At 41.5% G+C, this 23,702-nt stretch carries 19 protein-coding genes; 7 read left to right on the forward strand and 12 right to left on the reverse strand.

What is annotated here, in order from left to right; all coding sequences use genetic code 11:
- Positions 1-42 precede the first annotated feature (42 nt).
- Positions 43-249 carry a dodecin gene (locus tag Pcarn_RS14700; RefSeq protein ID WP_261836674.1) on the forward strand — a complete coding sequence of 69 codons (207 nt, stop codon included), beginning with the start codon at positions 43-45 and terminating at the stop codon, positions 247-249.
- A gap of 35 nt (positions 250-284) precedes the next feature.
- Here Pcarn_RS14700 and Pcarn_RS14705 read toward each other — a convergent pair whose 3' ends face one another.
- The 4 genes from Pcarn_RS14705 to fruB form a co-directional block, all read right to left on the reverse strand.
- Positions 285-1,508, reverse strand: a complete 1,224-nt coding sequence (locus Pcarn_RS14705; RefSeq protein ID WP_261836675.1) for a MalY/PatB family protein — start codon at positions 1,506-1,508, stop codon at positions 285-287.
- A gap of 122 nt (positions 1,509-1,630) precedes the next feature.
- On the reverse strand, positions 1,631-3,352 hold the full coding sequence (fruA, locus tag Pcarn_RS14710; protein ID WP_261836676.1) for a PTS fructose transporter subunit IIBC: 1,722 nt from the start codon (positions 3,350-3,352) through the stop codon (positions 1,631-1,633).
- A 17-nt stretch (positions 3,353-3,369) separates the two neighbouring features.
- Complete coding sequence (gene pfkB / locus Pcarn_RS14715; RefSeq protein WP_261836677.1) at positions 3,370-4,317, reverse strand: 1-phosphofructokinase; 948 nt, start codon at positions 4,315-4,317, stop codon at positions 3,370-3,372.
- Positions 4,318-4,326: 9 nt separating this feature from the next.
- Entirely contained in the window at positions 4,327-5,457 is a 1,131-nt protein-coding gene (fruB, locus tag Pcarn_RS14720) for a fused PTS fructose transporter subunit IIA/HPr protein (RefSeq protein ID WP_261836678.1), read from the reverse strand.
- Between the two features lie 293 nt (positions 5,458-5,750).
- Between fruB and cra the strand changes: the two genes are divergently transcribed.
- Positions 5,751-6,731 carry a catabolite repressor/activator gene (gene cra / locus Pcarn_RS14725; protein ID WP_261836679.1) on the forward strand — a complete coding sequence of 327 codons (981 nt, stop codon included), beginning with the start codon at positions 5,751-5,753 and terminating at the stop codon, positions 6,729-6,731.
- 296 nt (positions 6,732-7,027) lie between these two features.
- Here the strand turns inward: cra and Pcarn_RS14730 are convergent, their stop codons facing one another.
- Positions 7,028-7,588, reverse strand: coding sequence for a phosphohydrolase (locus tag Pcarn_RS14730; protein ID WP_261836680.1), 561 nt, complete (start codon positions 7,586-7,588; stop codon positions 7,028-7,030).
- A 166-nt stretch (positions 7,589-7,754) separates the two neighbouring features.
- Here Pcarn_RS14730 and Pcarn_RS14735 point away from each other — a divergent pair, with 166 nt between their 5' ends.
- Complete coding sequence (locus tag Pcarn_RS14735; protein ID WP_261836681.1) at positions 7,755-8,423, forward strand: YoaK family protein; 669 nt, start codon at positions 7,755-7,757, stop codon at positions 8,421-8,423.
- A gap of 279 nt (positions 8,424-8,702) precedes the next feature.
- On the opposite strand, the gene Pcarn_RS14740 is transcribed toward Pcarn_RS14735, so the two are convergent.
- A complete protein-coding gene (locus tag Pcarn_RS14740; RefSeq protein ID WP_261836682.1) occupies positions 8,703-9,671 on the reverse strand; it encodes a tyrosine-type recombinase/integrase in 969 nt (322 codons plus the stop codon).
- Positions 9,672-10,212: 541 nt separating this feature from the next.
- Here Pcarn_RS14740 and Pcarn_RS14745 point away from each other — a divergent pair.
- Positions 10,213-11,376: an AAA family ATPase gene (locus Pcarn_RS14745; protein WP_261836683.1), complete on the forward strand. Its 1,164-nt coding sequence runs from the start codon at positions 10,213-10,215 to the stop codon at positions 11,374-11,376.
- A 95-nt stretch (positions 11,377-11,471) separates the two neighbouring features.
- Entirely contained in the window at positions 11,472-11,768 is a 297-nt protein-coding gene (locus Pcarn_RS14750; protein ID WP_261836684.1) for a hypothetical protein, read from the forward strand.
- A gap of 130 nt (positions 11,769-11,898) precedes the next feature.
- On the opposite strand, the gene Pcarn_RS14755 is transcribed toward Pcarn_RS14750, so the two are convergent.
- Both Pcarn_RS14755 and Pcarn_RS14760 read right to left on the reverse strand, forming a co-directional pair.
- Positions 11,899-13,170, reverse strand: coding sequence for an LlaJI family restriction endonuclease (locus Pcarn_RS14755; protein ID WP_261836685.1), 1,272 nt, complete (start codon positions 13,168-13,170; stop codon positions 11,899-11,901).
- Positions 13,160-14,809, reverse strand: a complete 1,650-nt coding sequence (locus Pcarn_RS14760) for an McrB family protein (RefSeq protein WP_261836686.1) — start codon at positions 14,807-14,809, stop codon at positions 13,160-13,162. Before Pcarn_RS14760 ends, Pcarn_RS14755 begins: the two co-directional genes overlap by 11 nt.
- A 74-nt stretch (positions 14,810-14,883) precedes the next feature.
- Between Pcarn_RS14760 and dcm the strand changes: the two genes are divergently transcribed.
- Positions 14,884-16,206 carry a DNA (cytosine-5-)-methyltransferase gene (gene dcm / locus Pcarn_RS14765; RefSeq protein ID WP_261836687.1) on the forward strand — a complete coding sequence of 441 codons (1,323 nt, stop codon included), beginning with the start codon at positions 14,884-14,886 and terminating at the stop codon, positions 16,204-16,206.
- 90 nt (positions 16,207-16,296) lie between these two features.
- On the opposite strand, the gene Pcarn_RS14770 is transcribed toward dcm, so the two are convergent.
- Positions 16,297-16,647 (reverse strand): hypothetical protein, encoded by a 351-nt coding sequence (locus Pcarn_RS14770; protein ID WP_261836688.1) that lies wholly within the window; start codon positions 16,645-16,647, stop codon positions 16,297-16,299.
- A gap of 205 nt (positions 16,648-16,852) precedes the next feature.
- On the opposite strand from Pcarn_RS14770, the gene Pcarn_RS14775 reads away from it, so the two are divergent.
- A complete protein-coding gene (locus tag Pcarn_RS14775) occupies positions 16,853-17,704 on the forward strand; it encodes a hypothetical protein (RefSeq protein WP_261836689.1) in 852 nt (283 codons plus the stop codon).
- 224 nt (positions 17,705-17,928) lie between these two features.
- Here the strand turns inward: Pcarn_RS14775 and Pcarn_RS14780 are convergent, their stop codons facing one another.
- The 3 genes from Pcarn_RS14780 to Pcarn_RS14790 are packed head-to-tail and all read right to left on the reverse strand — an operon-like array spanning position 17,929 to position 23,694.
- Complete coding sequence (locus Pcarn_RS14780) at positions 17,929-19,992, reverse strand: AIPR family protein (RefSeq protein WP_261836690.1); 2,064 nt, start codon at positions 19,990-19,992, stop codon at positions 17,929-17,931.
- Entirely contained in the window at positions 19,989-20,948 is a 960-nt protein-coding gene (locus Pcarn_RS14785; protein WP_261836691.1) for a PD-(D/E)XK motif protein, read from the reverse strand. The genes Pcarn_RS14780 and Pcarn_RS14785 overlap by 4 nt, the downstream gene beginning before the upstream one ends.
- On the reverse strand, positions 20,938-23,694 hold the full coding sequence (locus Pcarn_RS14790) for a Z1 domain-containing protein (protein ID WP_261836692.1): 2,757 nt from the start codon (positions 23,692-23,694) through the stop codon (positions 20,938-20,940). The genes Pcarn_RS14785 and Pcarn_RS14790 overlap by 11 nt, the downstream gene beginning before the upstream one ends.
- Positions 23,695-23,702 lie beyond the last annotated feature (8 nt).

A 23,702-nucleotide genomic window follows, 5' to 3' on the forward strand; every position in this document is an offset into this window, starting at 1 on the left:
CTAGTTTTTATTGAGTACCCAGAACACTCAAGGAGAAGCTAGATGCCACATCACACCTATAAGATGACCGAGCTTGTCGGCTCATCACCAAATGGAATTGAAGACGCTATCAACAACGCGGTAGAAAAAGCCAGCAAGAGTGTACACAACATGCGTTGGTTCGAGATGCAGGAAGTGCGAGGTCATATCGATGACGGCAAGGTGGCCCACTGGCAGGTGACCATCAAGATTGGCTTCACCCTAGATTAAATATAGAAAAAGCGCCCTAGGGCGCTTTTCTTTTGTTAACAGCAGCAGCCTTTTGAGACTTCAATAGCTTGAGCACTTGCTCGGCAAGGCTTGCTATTTATTGCTGTTACCAAACGCTGCAATGATGCCTCTAGCTTTTCTCGTGGCACGGCGAAGTTCATGCGATAGAAGTTGGGGTCAGACTCTCCAAACCAAGTGCCTGGGGTTAGTGCGAGCTTTGCCTTTTTGACCAACAGAGACTTCAACTGCCCTGCTTCTAAGTTCAACTCAGTAAAATCAAACCAGATCTGGTTAGTTCCTTGAGGCTTGTATGCCTTAACTTGAGGAGCATTAGTTTTTAGGTAATCAAGGATAAAATCACGGTTCGCATTGGTGTACTTAAGGTAGCCATCAAACCATTCTTCACCCTTCTCATAAGCAGCGATAGTGGCGTAGGTAGTTAGGGCATTACCATGGTCTAGCGCCAACGAGCTAACCATGTCGGCAATCTCTGACTTCATCTCAAAGCTGTTGGTATAGATAAAGCCAACCGAGATGCTGTTAAGACCAAAGTTTTTCGCTGGAGAGCCAATAATCGAAATGATATTAGGGTAATCGAACTCTAGGATACTGGTGAACTTCTGCTTATCGAACACGATATCTGCATGCACCTCATCGCTCACTACGACTACATCGTATTTATTAGCAATGCTAACCAGTTTCTCCATCTCAGCATAAGACCACACACGACCAACAGGGTTATGTGGATTACACAGCAAAACCATCTTCGCTTTGCCTGAAGCAAGCTTTGCCTCAAAGTCGACAAAGTCTACCTCATATCGCTCCCCATCCGCTTTTAGGGGGTTAGCAACAACCTTGCGACCTGCTGACTCAATCAAGCGACGGAACTGATGATACACAGGGGTTTGGATAAGCACTCCATCGCCTTTTTCTGTGTACTGGCGGATAAGAAGACCAATAGCACTTAGCACACCTGGCACTTGAACAAAGTTCTCTGGGTTAAGTTCTAGAGCATGGCGGCGCCTATTCCAATCAGCAATGGCATTGAAAGCACGCTTTGAGTCGAACTCATAAGAGTACAGCTCGCGGCTCACCAAACGTTGCAATTCATCGGTGATCGGCTGTGCAATCGGGAAGTCCATATCCGCGATCCAATAAGAATCTAGGTCAGTGGCACCATAGATGTTATTGAGCATGTTCGCGTCATGTTTGATGAAATTATGCTGATTTTCTTTCTGCTTTGCTTCGATTTTAAACACAGTTTGTTCCCATTCTAATAATTGATACACCTATAAGACGGAACAGTTCGAGAAAAGACGAAATATTTTTAAAAAATAAAAAAAGACCTCCATTTGGGAGGTCTTCAATAGAAATTTAAGAATTAAGCGCTAACTAGCTCTGTCTTCTCGCTACGCTTTTTAAGAAACGCATAGCCAAAGCCTGTTACTGCTGTACCTGCTGCGATTGCTACTAGGTACATAAGTACTGGAGAAATAGCATTCGGGATAAGCAGAACGAACAGACCACCATGTGGTGCCATTAGTTTTGCACCGAATAGCATAGATAGAGCACCGGTTAGTGCGCCGCCCGCCATACATGCAGGGATAACGCGCATTGGGTCTTTCGCTGCAAATGGGATAGCACCCTCAGAGATAAAGCACAGACCCAGTACAAACGACGCCTTACCTGCTTCACGCTCGCTTTGGTCGAACTTGCTCTTAGCAATGAAGGTAGCAAGGCCCATACCTAGCGCAGGAACCATACCTGCAGCCATGATAGCCGCCATAGGGGCATAGGTTTGTGAGGCTAGAAGGCCTACACCAAACGCATACGCTGCCTTGTTAACCGGACCGCCAAGGTCAAAACACATCATAGCGCCAAGAAGCACGCCCAGTAGAACTGCACTGTCAGAACCCATGTTGTTCAGGAAATCTGTCAGGCCATTCATGATGCCAGATACTGGGCCACCCACGATGTAGATCATCACAAGGCCAGTGAACAAAGTCGCTACAAATGGAATGATCAAGATAGGTTTAAGTGCCTCCATCGACTGTGGAAGGCTAACCTTTTCAGCCAGGAACTTAGCTGCATAACCTGCAATAAAACCTGCTGCGATACCACCAAGGAAACCTGCACCTGTTGAGCTTGCAAGCATACCGCCCACAAGACCTGGAGCTAGACCCGGACGATCTGCAATAGAAAATGCAATGTAACCCGCAAGCACAGGGATCATAAGCGCGAACGCAGAGCCGCCACCGATAGTCATCAAGGCCTCAGCCAGTGTGCCCTGCTCTTTAAATGCCTCGATACCAAATACGAAAGAAAGAGCGATGATAAGGCCACCTGCAACCACTACAGGAAGCATGTGCGATACACCCGTCATCAGGTGCTTATAGGCACCCTTCTTCTCTTCTGTCGCACTTGATTGGCTAGTGCCCGAGTGTTGATAAACGCTCGCTTCAACAAAGGCTTTGTCCATCTCTTCAGCGGTTTTCTTCAGTGCTGGACCCGTTTTGGTACGGTACATCTTCTTGCCATTGAAGCGATCTAATGGAACTTCGATGTCAGCTGCGATAATCACAAGATCCGCATCAGCGATTTCTTGGTCCGTCAGTTGGTTCTTGGCACCTACAGAGCCGCGTGTCTCAACCTTGATTTGGTGACCTCGACGCTTACCTTCCTCTTCAAGGGCTTCTGCCGCCATAAAGGTGTGTGCAACGCCAGTTGGACATGCTGTGATAGCAACAATCTTCTTGGTTTCCGAACTCGCAGTCGCCTTAGCTTCTGACTCAGCAAGAACCTCAGCTTTCTCACTAGCGCTGTTTAGAAACGCCACAGAATCAGCGGTAACCTCATTGATTACACCTTGATAAAGCTTCTTTCCTGCAAAGCGCGATAAATCGATAGCCACATCAGAAGCCACTACCACTAGGTCGGCTTGTTCGATGTCGCTGGTTGATAATGGTGTAGAGTCGATAACGCTAGACTGGCATTCAACCTTAGCATTCCAACCCAGCTTAGCAGCTGCTTGCTCTAGTAGACCTGCCGCTAGGATGCTGTTCGCAACACCACTAGGACAAGCTGTAATCATTACGATATTCATATTAGGGAACCTTTTTCTCAGAGCTGGATAACTTTTGTTTCTTGTTGGATTTGTTGTAATTGTTGTTGGCTAGGTACGCCTACGCCTACTTGGCTAACTGCTAGTGCAGACAAAGCGGTAGCGAAGCGAATAAGTTCTGTTTTTGGCATCTGTTGCATCTGCCCCCAGCAAAGCCCAGCAACTAGGGTATCGCCCGCGCCTACAGTGCTAACCACTTGCATACGTGGTGGCTGGGACTGAATCCACTCACCTTGGTTTAGCCACATCACGCCTTCAGCGCCCATAGAGACAACCACGTTCTGGATGCCTTGCTCACCAAGAGACTCGGCAGCGACTTTACACTGCTCAGGCGTTTCTAGCTTTTCACCGACAAAGTCACTTAACTCTTCATCGTTCGGCTTGATAAGCCAAGGCTTGGCAGCAATGCCTGCTTTTAACGCAGCTTTGCTACTATCGAAGAATACCTTCTTGCCTAATTGGTTTAGCTTTTCAATCCAAGCTGCACACATCTCTGGGGTTACCCCCCCCGGAAGACTACCCGCAATCACAAAATAGTCGTGGGTTTCAGCTAGGTTAAATAGCGTTTGCTCAAAGCGCGCGACCTCATCTTCACTCACCTGAACGCCCGGAAAGTTGATGTCACTCACGTCACCACTTTCTTCCACCAACTTAACGTTGATACGAGTAGCACCACTTACCTCGACGAATTCATTACGAACGCCGATCTGCTCAAACAGCTGATGGAAAAGTTCTGGGTTGTCTTTACCAAGAAAGCCAGTAACCGTCACATCAGCGCCAAGTTCACTTAAAACCTTAGCTACGTTTACTCCCTTGCCAGCAGCATGCAGATTGCTTTTCTCAACTAGGCTCACAGAACCTTGGTTGAGGCTTTGCAGACTGCCTGTAAGGTCCAACGCTGGATTTAGAGTAATAGTGACAACCTTATTGGTTTTCATCTCTGACATAACCACTCCTTAGCCTTCACCCAGACCAGATTCGATAGCCTTACCGATAGACGCTAAAGCCTCGGCCGCATCGCTACCTTCAGCGGTGAATTGAAGCTGATGACCATGTTTAACACCTAGGGCAATCACCTTCATCAAGCTTTTGGCATTTACTACCTTGCCGTCACCATCTAGGTTGGCAACGCGGATGTTGGACTCAAATTTCTTACACTCTGCAACCAGCATAGCGCCCGGTCTTGCGTGCAGGCCGTGTGCATTTTTGATCTTAAAGATTGCGCTATTGCCAGCTTCAGAGGCTGCTTCAGTTTCCCCGCCAGTTAATAGCGAAACAATGGTAGGGATGTCAGCATCAAGTAGCTTGCTCTGACTACCATCGAAAACCAGCTTTGAAACGTTGGATAGAATATTTGCGTGAGCGCCATTACAAGCTGCGAAGGTGATAAGACCTTTTACCGCTTGGCCGTCTAATTCGAACTCACTCGCGCTAGAGACAAATGATACGCCAGTGCGTGAAACTCCCTTATCGCTACCGACCAACCAAAGACCGTTACCAAGAGCGGTCGGTGCTTTAGTTACGATATCAGCAACAAACTCACTGCTCGCACACTCATTATTCTTAAGAAGACCAGCGGCTACCGCGCTCAACTGAACCATATCCGTTGCTGGGAAACCCAGCTGAATGGTCGATGCATCAAATTCCACCTCGAGCTGAACCTCACCATTAAGCAAACCAATAATCTCATCAGCATCTTTTGCATCACGCAGACGCTCTTGAATACCGTCAGCACCGAGAACCTTAGTCAGCTGCTTTAGGATATCTAGGTGCTCATCAGATTTAGCCGCAATACCGATTGCCACATAAGCCTGATTACCATCGCCCCAATCTACACCTTGAGGGAAGTGATGAACCGCAACGCCTGTGGTCTTAACCATAGAACGGGTATCCGTGGTGCCGTGAGGGATGGCGATACCATTTCCAAGGAAGGTTGAATTCTGGTTTTCTCGGTTAAGCATGCCTTCTACATAGCCCTGCTCTACCAGACCTTTATCAGTCAGACTGGCAGCGATAGCCTTGATTGCAGAAAACTTGTCTTGCGCTGATTGCGACAAGCTAATGTCATTGGTGGTTAGTTTAAGCATGGTTGCTTCTCCAGCTTTACTTGTTTAGCTAGGTTCAAGCCTAGCGAATATTTTAATTTGTTCACCCTGCTGAACTGAATCGATTCAGCAAATAACTATTCTTATGTTGTTCTGTTCAACAATTCCCAATTAAGTGTGTATTTCATTTCGTAAAATGAGTGAGCTGTGTCACTTAACAAGATTTGCTGAATCCTTTCAGCTTTTATACTGAATCGGTTCAGCATATAATTCAAATGGAATTTAGATCATTAGTGGCGGAATTTGATCCGGTGCACAAAAGATAGGGCGAATCAATGACTCTCGATGAGATAGCAAAACTGGCTGGTGTATCCAAAACCACCGCGAGTTATGTCATAAATGGCAAAGCACAGAAGTATCGCATCAGCGAAAAGACCCAGCGTAAGGTCATGGCAGTGGTTGATGAGCATAACTATCGCCCAGACCACGCGGCCTCATCCCTGCGCGCTGGAAACTCTCGCTCTTTTGGTTTGATCATCCCAGATCTTGAAAACACCAGTTACGCCCGCCTAGCCAAACTGCTCGAGCAGAATTCCCGAAAAGCAGGCTACCAAATCCTGATCGCGTGTTCCGATGATGATCCAGACACAGAGCAAAAGGTAGCGGATACCCTGATTAGTCGCCGCATCGATGCCCTATTCGTTGCCAGTACCATGCCCAACGCCAGCGAGTACTATCAAAGACTACAAAACAGTGGTACTCCGGTTATCGCCCTCGACCGTGCCATGAATGACGAACACTTCAGCTGCGTGATTAGCGAAGACTTCGACGCTGCCCATGATCTCACACGCTCCCTTATCTCATCTAAGATACAAAGTATGGGCCTAATCGGTGCCCTACCGGAACTGCAAGTATCCAAAGAACGTGAGCAGGGGTTTCGCTCCGTATGTCAGCAAGAAGGGTATGAGACACAAGTAAACTATGGTCATCACTTCTCCCGAGAAGAAGGTAAGAAGCTTTTCTCTGACTGGGTAAAAAAAGGCTGTGTTCCAGATGCGGTAATCACCACCTCATACACCCTGCTCGAAGGCATTCTGGATGTAATGCTGGAAAAGCCTGAATTGATGAACAAGGTTAAGCTCGGCACCTTCGGTGACAACCGCTTGCTGGACTTTCTACCAATCAAAATCAACTCTCTACCGCAGCAGTTTGAATTGATTGCGGACAGCGCAATGGAGTTGGCGTTGAATGCTTCAGCGAAGAGGTATAACCCTGGGGTGGAGTTGGTTCCTAGAAAGATTGTGGTTAGAAAATAGCGGTGAGCTTTAAGCTGTCAGCTTTCAGAGGGTTGATTACGATGTTGGATGTTTGCTTTTAAACAGTTGAGTTTCGAAGTCATGAAGATCCCGACTAAGAGCCAGCCGGGATGACGTTCATTATTGATTTACGGAGCTATTTCCCTGCGTCATCCCGGAAATTGCAACGCAATTATCCGGGATCTGTTTGAGCACCCAACCATATCGAAGCCACTCAAATTAAACGTATACACTATCTCCATAGCGAAAGAGCCAAAAACTGACAGCTGATCGCTCAAAACTGACAGCTCCGCCCCCTACCACTTAACAATACCCTTAGTCACCTTAATCCCCCCAACCAAAGTTGAACCGCCAAGGTCCTTCGCCAGCCTCATCAAGGTATCGTGAAAGCCATTATTTGGAAACGCATCCTCGACCTGTTTAATGGTTTCCTTACTCAACCCCTTGCGCACCATACCCATGGAAGCATCAATCCAGTCCGCCTTGCGGCACGCTTCTATGACTTTCTGATGGGCACCCTTATAGGGGGTGATCTTATGATGCCAATGAATCGCGCCTTGCAATTCATCTGGGTCGAGCCCCCAACCGAACTCTTCATTGTCTTTCAGAGCCACTGCCTCAGACGGCTCTAGATAAGCAAGCTCATGGTCTGTCCAAAGGCCTATATCGTGGTAGACAAAAGCGGTCTCGACAATCTGCTCTAGCTCCGGATCGTTGCCAAGAAAGTGCATGGCGTAGGTGATGGTGCGGTATACATGATTGCGATAGCCAAGATAATCATCGCCAATCAAATGCTTATAACGTGAAAAGAGCTCTTCCACTCGTGGGCGTTCTAATTTTATTTCTATCTGCGACATCTTCCCTGCTCATTCGGTGATATTCCTAAAAACAATATAGAAGCTGACCTTTAATCGATAAAGGAACTAACAATCACTATCTGAAGAAAACTTACCTTCCATCAAAACAGGTGCAAAAAGCGGCGCTAGAATACGGCATCTTTTGAACAGTGACTCGAGGCATAGCGTGATTACAAGGTTACCTAGATGGGTGGAATATGGGGCTTTCTTGCTGGCTTTTATTGCCGGAACCATTAACGCTATCGGGCTTCTAGGCATCGACCATCAGTCTGTGTCACACCTTTCAGGTACTGCAACCCTGTTTGGTACTAAACTGCTCACCTCTCCTCTATCAAAGAGTTTGCATCTTGCCGGTGTGATTGCCTCTTTCTTCATAGGTTCGGCCATTTCTGGTTTTGTACTTAAATCTTCATCGTTGAAGTTAAAGCGTCACTACGAGATACCCCTACTGCTTGAGGCTCTGCTAATTTTCATCACCCTATATCTGCTAACTACCGATAGCGGTTATGGTGACTTCACCGCATCTATGGCATGCGGCCTGCAAAATGCCATGGTCACCACCTATAGTGGTGCCGTGGTGCGTACCACCCACCTTACCGGTATTATCACCGACCTTGGGCTTATGTTTGGCCACTACCTGAGGGGCGAGAGCATCAACAAGAGAAAGCTCATATTGTTTAGCTTGATCAGCCTAGGCTTTATTTTTGGCGGTACAGTTGGCGCTTTGCTTTTCAACGCCATTCTATTTCACGCACTGCTTCTACCTGGGGTTCTATGTGTGCTTATCGCGCTCTGCTATCGCTATTATGTGAAAACACATCCAGATATTGAATAAACGCCAGAAACGACAAATCACGCAGTTAAGCGTTTGTATTTTAGAAAAAAGGGAGTTTAAAAATTGGAGCGTGCAGCGGGAATCGAACCAGAAGCACTACCCATTAAAACCATATAAATCACTGATAAAACAGTTAGTTAAGCAAAAGTCAAAATAGCTTTTGTTGGTTATTATCTGCCAAATGTACCACTTGATCGTTTCACTTTCAATTAAACTGGAGTTAAAAGAAAGACATAAAAAAAAGCACATAAAGTGCTTTTTTTTAAGATTCAGTTACCTCTAGAAGGATATGTTTAAGCTACTTGTGTTCCTCTGCTCCTTAAATGCCAAACCTCCACGAATATTGTTTTGCCAGAGTAGATAGTTACTTTCCATAACTTTTACACTTGTCTGTCCACAATGGTCAGCAACATCGACCTTTCGCATACCAGCATTAATACTGTTATTGACGAAAGTATGTCGTGCTACCTTGCTGCCCCTAAACTCTACATTTGCCAACTCAAAGTATTTACTCAAGGCATGGTAATATTGCACACTACTCTTCCACGGTTGCTGAGTTGTGGGAGCAACGAAGAAGAAATCTTCTGTCACTTCTCCATCTCGTGTCATGAACGTCATCTTGCACGTTTTTCCTTGAAGGAGCTGCTGTTTCAGAATTTTGGTAGAGAGTTCTGTTAGTGAAATTACTCTAATTGATTTCTCCGTCTTTGGTTGCTTCAACTCTCCACCGACAATAGAGTATTTAATCTTAAGAGTTTGTTCTTCAGGGTCAAAACCAGAAACAGTAGCTCCAAAGATCTCACCAGTTCGTAGGCCTTCCTCAGACGCTAATATAAAACTTTGAACTACAAAATCATCAGTAGCACGAGCAGACAGTTTTAGTAGTTCATCACGTGAGTACGGATGTACATACTTTTGATCATTTGCTCCCTTAACTTTGATTTTTCCTTCGTTGAAAGGGCTACTCTTCAGATCTCGACTCTCAAGGTAAAGCTCAAAAACTTTTTTCAACATGAGCAAAACGTGTTTTCTGGTTTTTTTTGCGTAGCCCACTTTTGAGTTGCGACTAGTTTTACAACGCTTTAGAGTTTCGTTTAAGAACGAGTTTAGCATCGATGCTGTAACATTCTTCACGTATTCATCTAAGAATGGGCAGTGTCTCTCCACAATTAAAATTGCGTCGAAGTAGCCTTTTTTAGTGCTTGTCGTTAGCGAGTCATCCTCGTCTATTTTTTTTCTGAGCTTCATGAGGCTCGTTTTCATCTTGTCCCTAGTTAGACGCATTTTCGATTCTCTTCTTCGTTATTAGTATCGTTACAACCTGCGCAGGAAGTGAATTCAAGTTATTAATATTGAGCGATATACGCAACGAAATACTCCCAAAAACAGATGGAAAAAAACAAAAATGAGAAGCATCTCTGATTTTTCAAGGAATAACCATTTGACTTATCCGACATAAAATGAATCGGTCGGGATTTAAACCCTATAAAAATATGAATGGTACGATTGGAGAGGGACGCTCTTAATATTTATTCCAAACAACATACAACCCTTAAAATACCATTAGGCATTTGTTTATCTCTTGGAGATTAATTATTTCCTCACAAAGCCACCCCCTTCTTGTGATGCAAAAAAACACAAAATGGTCATCGTACATTTTTCAACTAGTGATTTTTGACCTCAGAGTAATTCTGAATAAAAAATAGCGTCAGACCAGAAACAAATTAAGAGTGTAAATCTTTGCCGACTGCTATGTACTAAACGTGCCGGCGTCCTCTGACTTTGTTTTATGAATGAACTCAATTATTTCAGGTCAATCACTAACAATTCAGAAAAAATAGAAGGAATAAAAATGAAAGAACAACTCAACCTCTTTCCAATCACACCTCTCGCAGAGGACAAAGAAATAAAGATCGGTGAGATGCTTCTTAGCAAAGGCTCGACCAACTTTGAATTCAAAACCGAATGGTTAATCAAGGGACTTTTGCCGAGTGAATCTCTATGTATGCTCTGTGCGGCTCACAGTACACTAAAAACATTTACCGCATTAGACCTATCTTGTGCTATTTCAACAGGTCTAAGCTGGAATGGCCGAAAAACAAGAAAGAGTAAGGTTCTCTACATCGCAGCAGAGGGACAGAAAGGAATAAGTAAACGAATCAAAGCGTGGGAGATAGCTAATCAAGAACTAGCTGATGATGTTCTTGTCCTAGGCAGAAGTGTTGAAATAACAAACGCATTACAGATGCGAAACCTCATCCAGATCGTAAAAGAAACTAGCTCTGAGGACGGTTCAAAGATAGAGCTTGTAGTCATCGACACCTTGTCCCAATGCCTTGTTGGAGATGAAAACTCATCAAGGGATATGACGGCCTTCATCAGAGCCTGCAGCGAACTAAGACACGAAGCTGGTGTTTCTGTATTAATCGTTCACCACGCGGGCAAAGACGCGAGTAAAGGCCCGAGAGGCCACAGCTCACTTCCGAGCAACATAGAAGCCATGTTTAGAGTGACACACAACAAAAAACGAGAGAACTCGGTTATCTTTCACAACGACAAACAAAAGGACATGGATACTGCGGACAAAATAACACTTGATTTTTCAGTAGTTGACCTAGGCATCTCTGATGATGAAGGTGAGCCAGTAACTTCTCTAGCAAGGTTTTGTAGCAACGGCGACACACAACACCAACCAAGAAATAGTAAAACATATACTCAACCAGAGAGCGATGACCACAAGATAATTTCGTTTCTTCGCAGTTTCAGCTCGGGAGAAGCCACAAGAGGATCACTAAAAAAACACTTCTTCGGTGAAAACGGTCCGTTAGACCCTAGGCAACGTCAAAACTTTAAAAGAATTCTTGATAAGTTACGTGATGATGAACTTGTGACTGTTAAACAAGCTAGCGAAAGAGCCCATGACTCCGACCTTATCTCAATAAACATCCACTAGTGTGACATATAGCCCCCCCTAAAAGGGGGCGTTATATGTCACAAGTGAAACAGAGCACCAAACTAAACATAAACCTAAACTAAATGGATAACCCTATGACCAAACTCTTTATTGAAGCAGGCATGCACGAACTCTACACAACAGAAGAAATGTTGCAAATAGAAGATCTTTTCGAGAATTGCGGACATCGCGCCGAACTTAAGAACACACTGATGAACATCTACATCTACAACTACACGGTAGACGTCAATCCGGAGCTCGGCTCACTCCTGCGCTACATGACCAAGCACCAACTAGCAGGTCTAATTACAATAATGCGCATGTTCGGCAGTCATTTTTATGAGCTGTATGAGATTCTCCCTCCCAAATACCATGACATCATGTTTAAGTAAGTAATTGCTGAACAAGTCTATCTCGAAAGGAGCTGGTTGTAGGTGCTATCTACAATCAGTTTTTTTATCTTTCATCAGAGCACATTTCAGCTACTTATTCGCTTTGAAAGGATTCTGCGGCCACACAAAATTAAGCATGCGTATCGAGCTCCATAAGTAACTCACTAAGTTTCTCCGCCTTTTTACCTTTTACAAAGTTATCTAGTAACTCCAATGGTTCAACGTAAACACACTTGATTGGAGGATACATTTCATCCTCTGTGTTACCAGTTTCTCTATTTAACATATGGACAGACTCTAACGGGCCTCGCCCCGGAAAAACAAAGAAATTCCGTACACTTGCAGTTGGACAATATACTGATAACGCCTTAGCGTAAAAGAATTGCTTAACTAAGTCTGGCCACCCCGGAGCACTTCCCAGCCCTTGAGCCTCATAATACTTTGCATCGACAACTGCAAAAATATCACTATCTGGAAGCCTTAGAACAGTATCAGTTCTTTGACCTTTATTCGCAGCAATCTTTATGTCCCCATCGATAAAACGGTATGCTGGTACAGGGAGCAACTTATTCACTGGAAAATTCCACTTTAAAGTTTTATCCAACATATGCTCCCACATTGTATGAAAGTGCCGTATCCCTAAAACACTATCACTTTTTTCTCGCCCATGAACCGATTTTAAATAGTCACGCAACAGCTTGAGCAACCTGATATCTCTGTCCGAATAAACACGCTCCAGCTCAAAGTTAATTGCCTCTATTTGATGCCAAAGTTCCCCCTTCGGCTCAGACACTGTTTGAATATCTTGTGCAATAGACAGGTCTGACCCTGTCACAATCCACGCATACGAAGAGTCAAGCTCACGAATGACTGAAGCATGAATTCTAGCTACCTCACAATCCGATACGTAGCGCCGTTTAGAACCGAGGATGTCAAGATATACTGGCCCACCTCTTCCATGATAGGCTACTTGCTGCGAAATGGTTTTTTTCCAATCAGGCTTACCCGAGTTGATTACTCGCTCAGACAATCTCTGAGAATATAGGCCGTTTGCACAATAATCTTCAAGTAAGCCAGAGATCAAAGCTAATTTATGGTGTCCAAACCAACCTTCACCATCCTCGAGCGCTTCTATAACGCTTGAGCGGTCCTGTGTGTAACGATAAATAGCTCTAATCAGAGATGCAGATAGGCGAAAGCAACTCTTGGTACCTGAATGAGGCAAACTCGAGTTCCGAGGAAAAAATACGTTTACCCCCTGCCCTGAGACTACCACACCGCAAAAAGAAACTTTATTATCACCGCTCTGGATAACACCATTTGCAAGCATGACCTCTTTCAAATGCTCAGGCAATAACCCAACTAACACTCGGTCAGTGTAGAGATTAAGCTCAATCGCCATCGCTAATTACTTCAGGCTCAATAGGAACAATCGCACACTCACTTAGTTTGCTCTCTAACGCTTCATTGAAGACAGCTGCGCCTTGCTCATAAGCACTAATAAGTTGACCAAAATTTGTGATCGACGTTGTTGTGCCCTTCACTTCCGCAGACTCGCGGAAAATTACTGTATGTTGGCCATGTCGAAGTACGTCATCCCAAAGATACATCAGCAGTTTGCCTTTGAGGATATGGTCTGAACCAGATTTAAATTCATTTTCGCCAATAAATCGATGACCAAGAAGACGATCTTCGGCAATACGCTCAGAAACTAATAAGCTGTTGATAGCCTTGCTAAAATCAGCCCAAGACACCGTACAACTTTCAACACCATCGATACCATTAATGTTTACAGTTAACTCTCCCTTGGATGCTTTTGAGTAATCGATCCTCAGGTATTCAAACTCCCAACGACGCTTGAAAGCTGTGTCCATAGGCATTACTGCTTGATCGCTACTATTCATTGTTGCAAGCAAAGATAAGTTCGAGGGTAACTTGATTTTTTTGCTAGAAAAAGCACCGCTGGTGTGACTATTAAGATAGTTGAGCAAGTCAGGATCTGATATATCAATAGCATAAGTGCTGGTGCCATCCTCCTCTCGATCTAACAGCTGGAATATTTCGCCGAATACTGCCGCGGCAGCAGCCCTGTTAATCTCCTCAATCACCAAGTTGTAAGGGTTCGATGGATCATTCACAGCTTTAATCAGTGCTTCTGTAAATGGACCTGCTCGAAATTGGTACGTTACACTACCACCCTCCATAACAGGCTTTAAACAACCAACAAAGTCACTATATTGGGTATCAGGATGAAAAACCGTTCGTATTAATTGTTTCTCATCTAGCCCCTGTTTTAACGAATAACTTTTACCAGTACCGGGTGCACCATAGTAAATTTTGTTATGACCTGTCGTAATCGAACTCACAGTAGTCGATGAACCAAGACTTGGAGCTATTTCACTAGGGTCCTCAGCACTTAGGCTATCGATAAGGCTTCGTACTGATTCCTCTTCTATGTATATTGCTATAAAGTGTTCAAGCTTTCCTGCTGTATCATTAATTAGCTTGCAAATAGACGTCACGCATGAGGCTATATAGTCACTTGGTTTTCGATTCAGTTTTTTACCGCTGAGTCCATCTCCTTTTCTATCAAGCCATACTTCACCAGACAGAAAATCATTGAACCTACTTCTATCGTCAACATCTGAGAAGTTTTCATTAACGTAAGTATCAATTATGGCAACTTGCCCTGCATCAATCTCATCACGCCACAGAAGTGCAGGAAGGGCTCTCATCGTTGAATCTTCCAAGAGCCTCTTAAGCTCTTGAGCGTGAATAGCGTAATCTTGTAAAGCTGCAATGATACTTCGACAATGGCGAATTCTAGCAAACCAGTTAAACGGCAAATATGCGGCCTGTGAATTGCTATTCGTTATCTTGATAAGATTATCTTGTAAAACAGGAGAGTAGCTGGAATAAGCAGCTCGATAAACTTCAAATAGCTGCGTTTTAGCGTCATTATCAAATTTTAACTCTGTAGAAAGATTGTCAGAGACAGATTCTTCTGCTTGCCTCTTCAACAGTGCAAGATCCTGCAACATACCGATTCCTGTTTGCATCAACAAAAACACAGTGCTATTATCGCCGGGTTAAAAACCGGATAAGTGGCTGTGTGATGAGTGAAATTTTAGATAAAGCGCAATATATCAAAAACCTAAGAAAAAAACTGGGACTTGGGGCTACAGAACTAGCAAACTTACTGGGCATGAACTCTAGTGGTGATCGAACTATTCGTGGCTGGGAAAAGGGTGAACACGAACCAACAAAAGTAAAATGGGCTGCCATCGAAGCACTAGAGGCTAACTTAAAAGCACACTACGACAATGCACCATTGAAGTTCGACGCTAGCGTCACACCAAAATTCAAATTCATCGATCTATTTGCGGGGATTGGCGGAATTCGCTATCCATTTCAAAAATTAGGTGGACAGTGTGTCTTTACCTCAGAGTGGGACAAGTTCGCTCAAAAAACCTACCTAGCAAATTATGGAGAGATGCCAAACGGCGACATTACACAAATTAAAGCTACTGAGATACCAGACCACGATATCTTACTGGGGGGGTTTCCTTGCCAAGCTTTCTCACAAGCCGGTTTAAAACAGGGATTCAGCGATACTCGTGGAACCATGTTCTTTGAAATCCAACGTATACTTGCAGAGAAGAAGCCAAAGGCTTTTCTTTTAGAAAACGTAAAGCAGTTACAAGGGCACGACAAAGGGCGAACTCTCAAAACTATCAGGGCAATCCTCGAAGGCAACCATGAGCATGAATTGCCAGATGATATATTACTCAGTGATGAAACACGACAAGCTCTATCCCGAAAGCTAAATTACTGGGTCGATATAAAAGTTCTTCGTGCTGCCGATTTTGGGGCTCCTCAAAATAGGGAAAGGGTGTTCATCATTGGTTTTGATAAGGATCAGTTTCCTGATGTGAGCTTTGATGAAGAATTCAACTGGCCAATTGCACCGAAAACACCAACTAGAGTGGGTAATATACTTCAGTCAGCAATAGAGCTAACTGACGATGAGACTCGCAACGGTAAAGATCGATTTACTATTTCTGACAAATTGTGGATCGGCCACAAAAAGCGTAAAGAAGAACACAAAACCAAAGGAAATGGATTCGGCTACTCACTTTTCACACATGAAAGTGAATATACAAATACAATCAGTGCCAGATATTACAAAGACGGTTCAGAGATCCTCATAGACCAAACTTTTATAAATAAAAACCCTCGAAAACTTACTCCTCGTGAGTGCGCTCGACTACAAGGTTTTCCTGAGGAGTTCATTGTTGATGCAGTATCACAAGGGCAAATATACAAACAATTTGGTAACTCAGTTTGTATGAACGTAATCCATGCTGTAGCGAAACAAATGACAATAACTTTAGACAACATCAACGCTATCGATGAAGCAAATCTTAAAGCCAGTTAAGACTTAGATACAGCCTTCTGCATAGACAAGAGATAGCCCAGCGTCACATAGATTCTGGGCTGTTTGTACGAGCTAGTGTTGCTATCTAACTTATAGGCAATCTGCAGAAAAATCCGGAGAACTATCAAGAATCTTCTTGGCGATCTCTCGGATAATTAATTTAGCTTTTTCATCAACATCATTGTTAACTTCGTCCAAACTCAAAGCTGGCTCAGCGCAATCTATAATGATCTGTTGAAGTAAGCTCAAAGACATAATATTTTTTCGTATTGTCTCTTGTAGCCACACAAAACGCGGATTGCTGGCTCGCATACTCTCTTTAGAGATAAAGCCGGCTCTTACGCAATAGTCCAATACCCTCGAATAAATATTTTCTAACCTTGCATCTTGCCTAGAAAGTGAGGCTGACAAGTTCTTCTCAAAATGTAGTGAATAGTTCATAGTGCTTTCTCTTCAACATATAAATTTATGTCAGAAATCACAAATCTATTTAAAGGGGGGAGTTAAGAGGGGTCTCCCATCTTGCCAGTGACATCACCTAGCGAAGCGATGGGGTTGTCCTATCTGGAATGAGGCATCAAAATAATTGCTTAGTATTTAATTAGTTGCACTCAGCTAATTAAAAATCCTACAGTTATTGAAAACCATGCTTAAAAACTGGACAGTTACAACACAGGCAGTAAAAAACGCAACCGCTGGAGTAATGATTAGAGAAAAATACCTATTATCAAAATCTCATCCAAACCACAAAAACACTGAGCGAATCTTAAACCTCCTAGGTAACCAAAAAACATCTCAGCGCATAGCCATTGCAGGTGAACATTTTCGTACAACTCAGATGTTAAACAACAAAGGTGGTAGACCTTTACAGAGTTATGCAATGGAGTTTTGCCTTACTATGCCACAAGGGTACAGACCGACTCCAGAACAATGGAGAAGCATAGTACGTGACATTTGTATTACTGTAGCCAAAAAGCTAGAACTTACTGATGTTGAATTTGAGCATTTCAAAACACGGCTGAGAGCTGTTGTTCATCAACAAAAACAGCAAGGTTTAGGAGCTGGCGACCATGTCCATTTGATAATGCCCAAGATAGTTGGAGCACGTATTTTGAAGGAGTTGCAGCGTAAACAGGTCACGAGACTGATTAAACAATCATTTAACTCAGCAGTTCTAGAACATACAGGATACGACTACACACAGTATGTTCCAAAAGCAACTGGCAGAGGTAAGCGGCTAGATGAATGGCAGTATCAGCAGCAGGAAGCAAAGAGAGCATTGAAAATTCAGAGGTTAGTTACCAAGTTACAAAATCAATCTGATAAGTGGTTCAAGGCTTTCTCAAAGAATGACGAGAAACAACTTAACCGTCAGTTCAATAGGTTAATCAAAACATTTGAAGAACTTGCCAGTCTATCTCCTGATGAAGTAACTTCTAAAAACATTTCTCTTTTGAAGAAAGACATACAAAAGAAAAGTAATAGAGATATTATCTAAACACTAGTTATGTTTGGCTAAGTCGTAAGCAGGAACACGAGTAAGTACCTTTTTCTTGCTCGTGTTGTTCTACACCCCAAAGTTGCTCTTCGATTGTGGGCAAGTTTACCCTGCGTCATGCTAAACTCTGTCTCGAATTCATCCGTTAATGGTAACTACCTATCTTACTTGTAGAATAACTCATGTAGTAGCTATCAATAAATCTAAACAGATATTACACTAGCCTATCGAAAGCTAAAACCTTCTCGTTTCGCCTTCTCTTCTATATTTATTATTTCTCTGCACTGCAGTGGAGAAGGTATTTTCCTTGTCTGCTGTACGGTATCTGCTATTTTGAGAAGGCTAACTTCCTTCTCAGAAAGCATAAAACTATCCTTATTCCAGTCAAGTATCATTCCCCAATACTCCTCTTTGGATTTAATAAGTACATACTCTTGGGCTTCTATCCCATTGTCTATTTTCTTTGTTGCAACAGCATCTTCCTTTCGATTACGCTCTTTATGCATTTCTATGACAAAAGACTTAAGGTTAATATCATAAGGGATGGACATTTCACTCTCTATTCTTGTCCAACAAGCTTCTTTTTTACAATATTGAGTTACGTTTTCGTTACCTGCTTTTTCTTTTATATTGTAATTAACCTTTTCCGCTATCAACAATAAATTATCCAACACAGGCTTTGGTACTTCTTGTAAATTCCAAATTTTTGAAAAGTCCAGTTGTAGCCCTTTCGCTTCTAAAATACTTGTGAACTTAGCTATTGCATAAGTTACAATGTTAGCCTTGTAACCGCCATACCACGAGTCTCTCTGAGCTGCTACTTCTCTATCCAAACCTTTAAAAATTATAGCCTTAGCTACTAAATCTTTAAAGTAGACTTCGTTAAAGCTAAGTTCACTTTTTTTCCATTCTTTACCAATCTTTTCAGCAAATAGAGTAAAGTTTTTTTGAGCTCCTAAGCTTACTAAATGTGGTTTTTTTTCAAAGCTCATCTGGTATTTAGCTAAGTCAGTTTTTGTGATGACTTGTCCTCGAGGATTTAATTTCTCGAACTTATCTTGATCAGTTTTTGTTCCGCTGTTTTTCGCAGTTAAATATTGTCCTCTAGCGCGCTCATAAAACCATTGAGTTTGTCTATGACTTCCAACGGCACTTGGAGCAAAAAGCCGACGAGAAAGCTTCTCCATCTCCCGGTGGAAAGGCGAATTTGAAAAGAAATCAGCTGCATTTACTTTATTTTGTGTATTCGCAAACTCAGATATCCGTGGGACTAAATCCTCTATTTCCTCTGGTTTTACTACAGTTAATTTAACTTGAACATATACCTTACTAAGATCTGAACCGTCTTTTTTGTAAGTATTGAAAATAGACGCTGTAGTCTGACCTCCATTTACTATTTGGAGATCTTTAATTGCAACAATTTCATTTGGGTTTGATTCGCTAAAATACAACGATTCTGCTGTTGCTGTTAGGCCATTATTAAAGGCAAAGAATAATTCCGGTTCTTTTTGAATAGTCTTCCTCATCCCTTTATTAGTATTGCCACGGAACTGCAAAAAAGTTCTAACATTTTGTTCTAGTAGCCTTTCACCATGGTTCTCATATAGCTCAGCTAGTATCTTCCCATTTAACATAAATAGGTAAGACTGATGATTATCCGCTGGCTCAAATGCCTTTAAACATGGAATTGTAGTAGCAAAATCATTCTGTATATCAATGTATAAGGGTTGCTTTCCAAATTTTGATGTTTCAATATTATATAGTTTTGTTAAATCCCAAATTTGATGAATAACGTTGATTCCATTTACATCAGGAATAGTGAAATCTTTGAATCTATCGCTCAACTCTAGGTTCGAAACAACAATAAACTTCAATCCCGTAATATAATCTTGCTTTGTGTTAATTAACTGAATCAAATTATATGCTAATTCAGTCTCCTCTAAGCTATTTATAAAGTCACTTTTTAGTGAGTACTTGAAGAACTTCTCCAATCTTTTATATAATTTCTGTGTTTCAGATTTGGTCAAGGTACTATAGGACTCTGAAAACTTAGATATAATAAGGGTTAATACTCCGTTTTCATCTGAGTAATCATACGCATCTACTTTTATACCCAATCTATCTTTCTTGAAACCACAAGGTTCATAATTTTCAATTACCCCCTCATCTACCAATGTATCACAAATATTCTCAACAAAGTTTTCCTCTTCAAACCCTGTTGAAACTAATGCACCGGCATAGATATCTTGAAGATGCTTGTCAAAGAATTCGGTTAATTCATTATTCATAGCATTAACTCACTTTCGTTAATTATAAAACTTGAAATGTCGTCTAAGTTAATAGAATAAGTCACATCACTTATACATCTTGGAACTTCTTGACGGCTAATTTTGGGGAAACTGTCATTCACAATATAGAAAGTTCCTGAACTTAATATAAATTTATGATCATCATATTTTTCATTATAAATGTATCCAATAGACAATAGTTTCTCTTCAAATTCATCTATTTTCTCGATACTTCCACTATCAATCAGCTTAGACTTTATTTTTTCTATTAACTCTGGAAGACTTTCTATGCCTTCATCATAACTGCGAGCTGGAGAAATAACTAAAACATAGAGGTAAAGTTTATCAAGTAGCTTATCTAACTGTGTTTCAGAAGATATTTTAATTTTAGGATGACTAGTCCCTGTTTTACATTTAATTTCAAAGGCTGCGTCTGACAAGCAGAAGTCTTGGTTAGAACCGAGTGGTCCCGTCCAAAATTCAATAGCCTCGGCTGCGGTAAACCCTTTACAATCACACAAATAACTATTTATAAAGTATAGCTCACCAATTAATCCTTTTATTTTTTCAGTAGATAATAACCCATCATTGCTTTTCTTTAGAAACTTCTGCCATTTATCAATTCGCTCTAAAATTGTGCTATGGGTATAATAATCTAAACTCTCGATCTTACCTATAATATCCTTACATAATGAATAGAAAAGCGATGCATTATGTTTGTTTCTTAATCTTAGTATGACTGATTCATCATCGATAGCAATATCAGTGTCCATCCCTGTTAACTCGGGCTTCCTTAGTTTAGCCTTAGGTTTTGCGTTAGAAAATGCCTTAAAACAGTAATTCCCGTTACTATCTACAAACCACCATGCATTTACGTAACTAGATTTAGTAGCTCTAATCTTCTTATTATTATCTAGAGCAAACCAAGGTAATGTAGAGCTTTCATTAATCATCATACTCTTCTTCTAAGTCATAATCTGAATAAATTTCTTTCCAATATTGCGTATTAACAATATATTCTACTTGATTTTCCTTGAGTAGAGCTTCGTGATCTTCTAACTTAGGAAAAGACAGCGCCCAAAATACAATACCATCGCTCCCAATGCATTCTTGCAACTGGGAGTCCTCCTTCTTGGAGTCCTCCTCCTTAGACTCCTTTTCTTTGACATCTAATACCGATATGATCAATAAAGGTTTTGTTCTCAAAGTTCTATAGTCTCGACCAGACAAACTAACATCATCGTTAGCATGGTTACTTGATTTCTTTTTTTTCTTTAGGCTTTCTATGTCATTTGTTGTCAAACCAGCACTTTCCCAGTTTGGCGAAACAAATGTACTATTACTTGAAATTATCTCTTTTCTTATACTATTAAACACAGCGGTTCGTTTAGCTGCAGAAATATTCAATTCACCATCACGAGTTTCTAATTTTAAACTTAAACTTTCTTTACCTTTGCTAGGACTAACTATCAATAAATCAAGTAAATCATACTTTTTCTCGATATAGTCACTTATTGCATTAGGTTCAGACTGCATTGATGCAGGGTGATTCCTAAACGCTTGAATGAAATTAACAGCATCTTCATTGGAAATGTCTTTGACAAATACTCCGGGAGACTTAATATTCGCATCAACGTTGGTATTACCAATAACACTTTTGATAAACCTTCTTAGTAACGCATGATTTTCATTGACCGACTTTTTAGTAGCTAAGAGCTTTTCTGTTTGGACTAGGCGCCCAGAAAGCGAAATACTCTGAGTAAATTTATTACCGGTACGCATCTTGTTCCTAGCAGTAACCATTAGTGATTCTGGATGCGCTCTGACTGCTAGACCAAACTCTAATGGACTCATTCTAGCTTGTTCCATTCTAGAAAAGTCTGCCCGTAACTCATTTGTAGCCGCAGAAATGTGCCTATACCAGCTTATTGCTTCAGGAGCCATGTAAACACGGCAAATGTCTTCGAAGTTTGGTCTATATCCAAACCAGCGTCCCTGCTGTTGCAAAGTGTCATACATCTGGCTGTTACGCATAAAGTAGCTAACGGTCAACCCTTCTAACGTCAGTCCACGTGACAAGCTGAGGCCACCAACAGCAATGATAGTCCTTCCGCTAGGGTACCTCTCTTTATCATAATCTAATGGCTCAGCATTTATTGAGCCATTAACTTCAATCACTTTCAAAGGCGCGATAGAAGCTTTGAGTTGGGATTGAACCTCTGCCCATACAAATTCAACATCGCTGTACTCTTTTAAAAACGTAGCTTTCAATTGTCTAATGCTTTTGTTTCTTATTGCAATGTCCGGCTCTTTTGCATAATGATTTAGTATGTCGTTGCTTAAAGACTTGATGTAATTAAAAACTAAAATTTTTAAATTCGATTGGACATCAGTAAATCTACTAACATTAATCAACATCGAGTTATTTTTCCCAAATTGACCTCTTAATAACCGTATCGCTTTAGTTATAACGAAACAATTAATAGCTTCCATTAAGCTAATCGGCAATTCAGTTGGAACAAAATCTTTCTTGTGAGACATAGGAATATGCTCTTCACAATCAACAACTTCTCTTACAATATCTAATTCGCTGTTATCACCAAAAATCTTATCAGGTCCAATGTAATTTGATGGAGCATCTAGATTCAATATAAAATCTCTTGGGAAAAGGTCATCATGCTCCATTTCCTCAGTGGTTTCTGGGTCTATAAATATATTAGCGAAAGGGGTTGCTGTGTATCCTACGTACGTATTTTTTCTAAACAACCCTATTATTTCTCTAATTTTAGAATTTATCGCCGTAGGATCATCATCCTCTTTATTTGTATTAATAGAAGCATGATCAGCTTCATCATCAATAAGAAGCATTGGAACATCATCTAAGTTGAGGTTATTATTTTTGAACCACTTGATAACATTATTCAAAATACTTTTGTTTTTCTTTAACACTAGAACGACGGGTTCTTTGAACCCATCAATACTAGCCTTGAAACTGTTTGCGGCTGCTGTATCAAAATCTTCTGATGTAGTAAGTGATACAGGAAAACGCTTAGATTGTTCTGAGCGTTCCAAACCAACACCTACAAGCTTCAAATTTTTATTCGCATCTAAATATCTTGTACTATCTCTACCAATGAAGCCTTCATCTATACGCTCTTGTGTTTGGGCTCTTAATGCACTTAATATCCCAGCAAGTACAATAATTACTTTATAACCGGCATCTGCGGCCTTGGTTATTAAACCTGTGTAGTTAGCAGTTTTCCCGCTTTGAACGTGACCAACTACAAGACCTTTCCTTGACCACTGTCCATCATCATCAGGATTCTGGCAGTTATCTAAGATTTTATTGGTAACTAAATCTATTTTTCCAGCCACTTTGGGGCTAAACCCAGAGTTTATTAAGTGCTTTTCATATCTATTCCAGTAGTACCAATTGATGTCAGCTTTGCATTCGTCTAGCCAAGGAATATGATCTCGATTTCTAAATAGAGTTCCTTCTCCCATTTCTTGAGAGAACAATGATTCAAAATATGCTATGACTTCTTCAATTTCATTATGGTATATTTCTTCCCCATGCATTATTTTGAAGAATCCACTTGTATTATTAACTATATCTCTTATGTCACCGTCAACAAGCTCTGTTGATTTAGTTTCAATAAAAGGAAGAACTGTTTTTTTGAAATTTTCTATCTTGTTATTCATAGTGACTA

Origin of the sequence: Vibrio ishigakensis (assembly GCF_024347675.1) — a bacterium.
In the GTDB taxonomy this organism is placed as follows: domain Bacteria; phylum Pseudomonadota; class Gammaproteobacteria; order Enterobacterales; family Vibrionaceae; genus Vibrio; species Vibrio ishigakensis.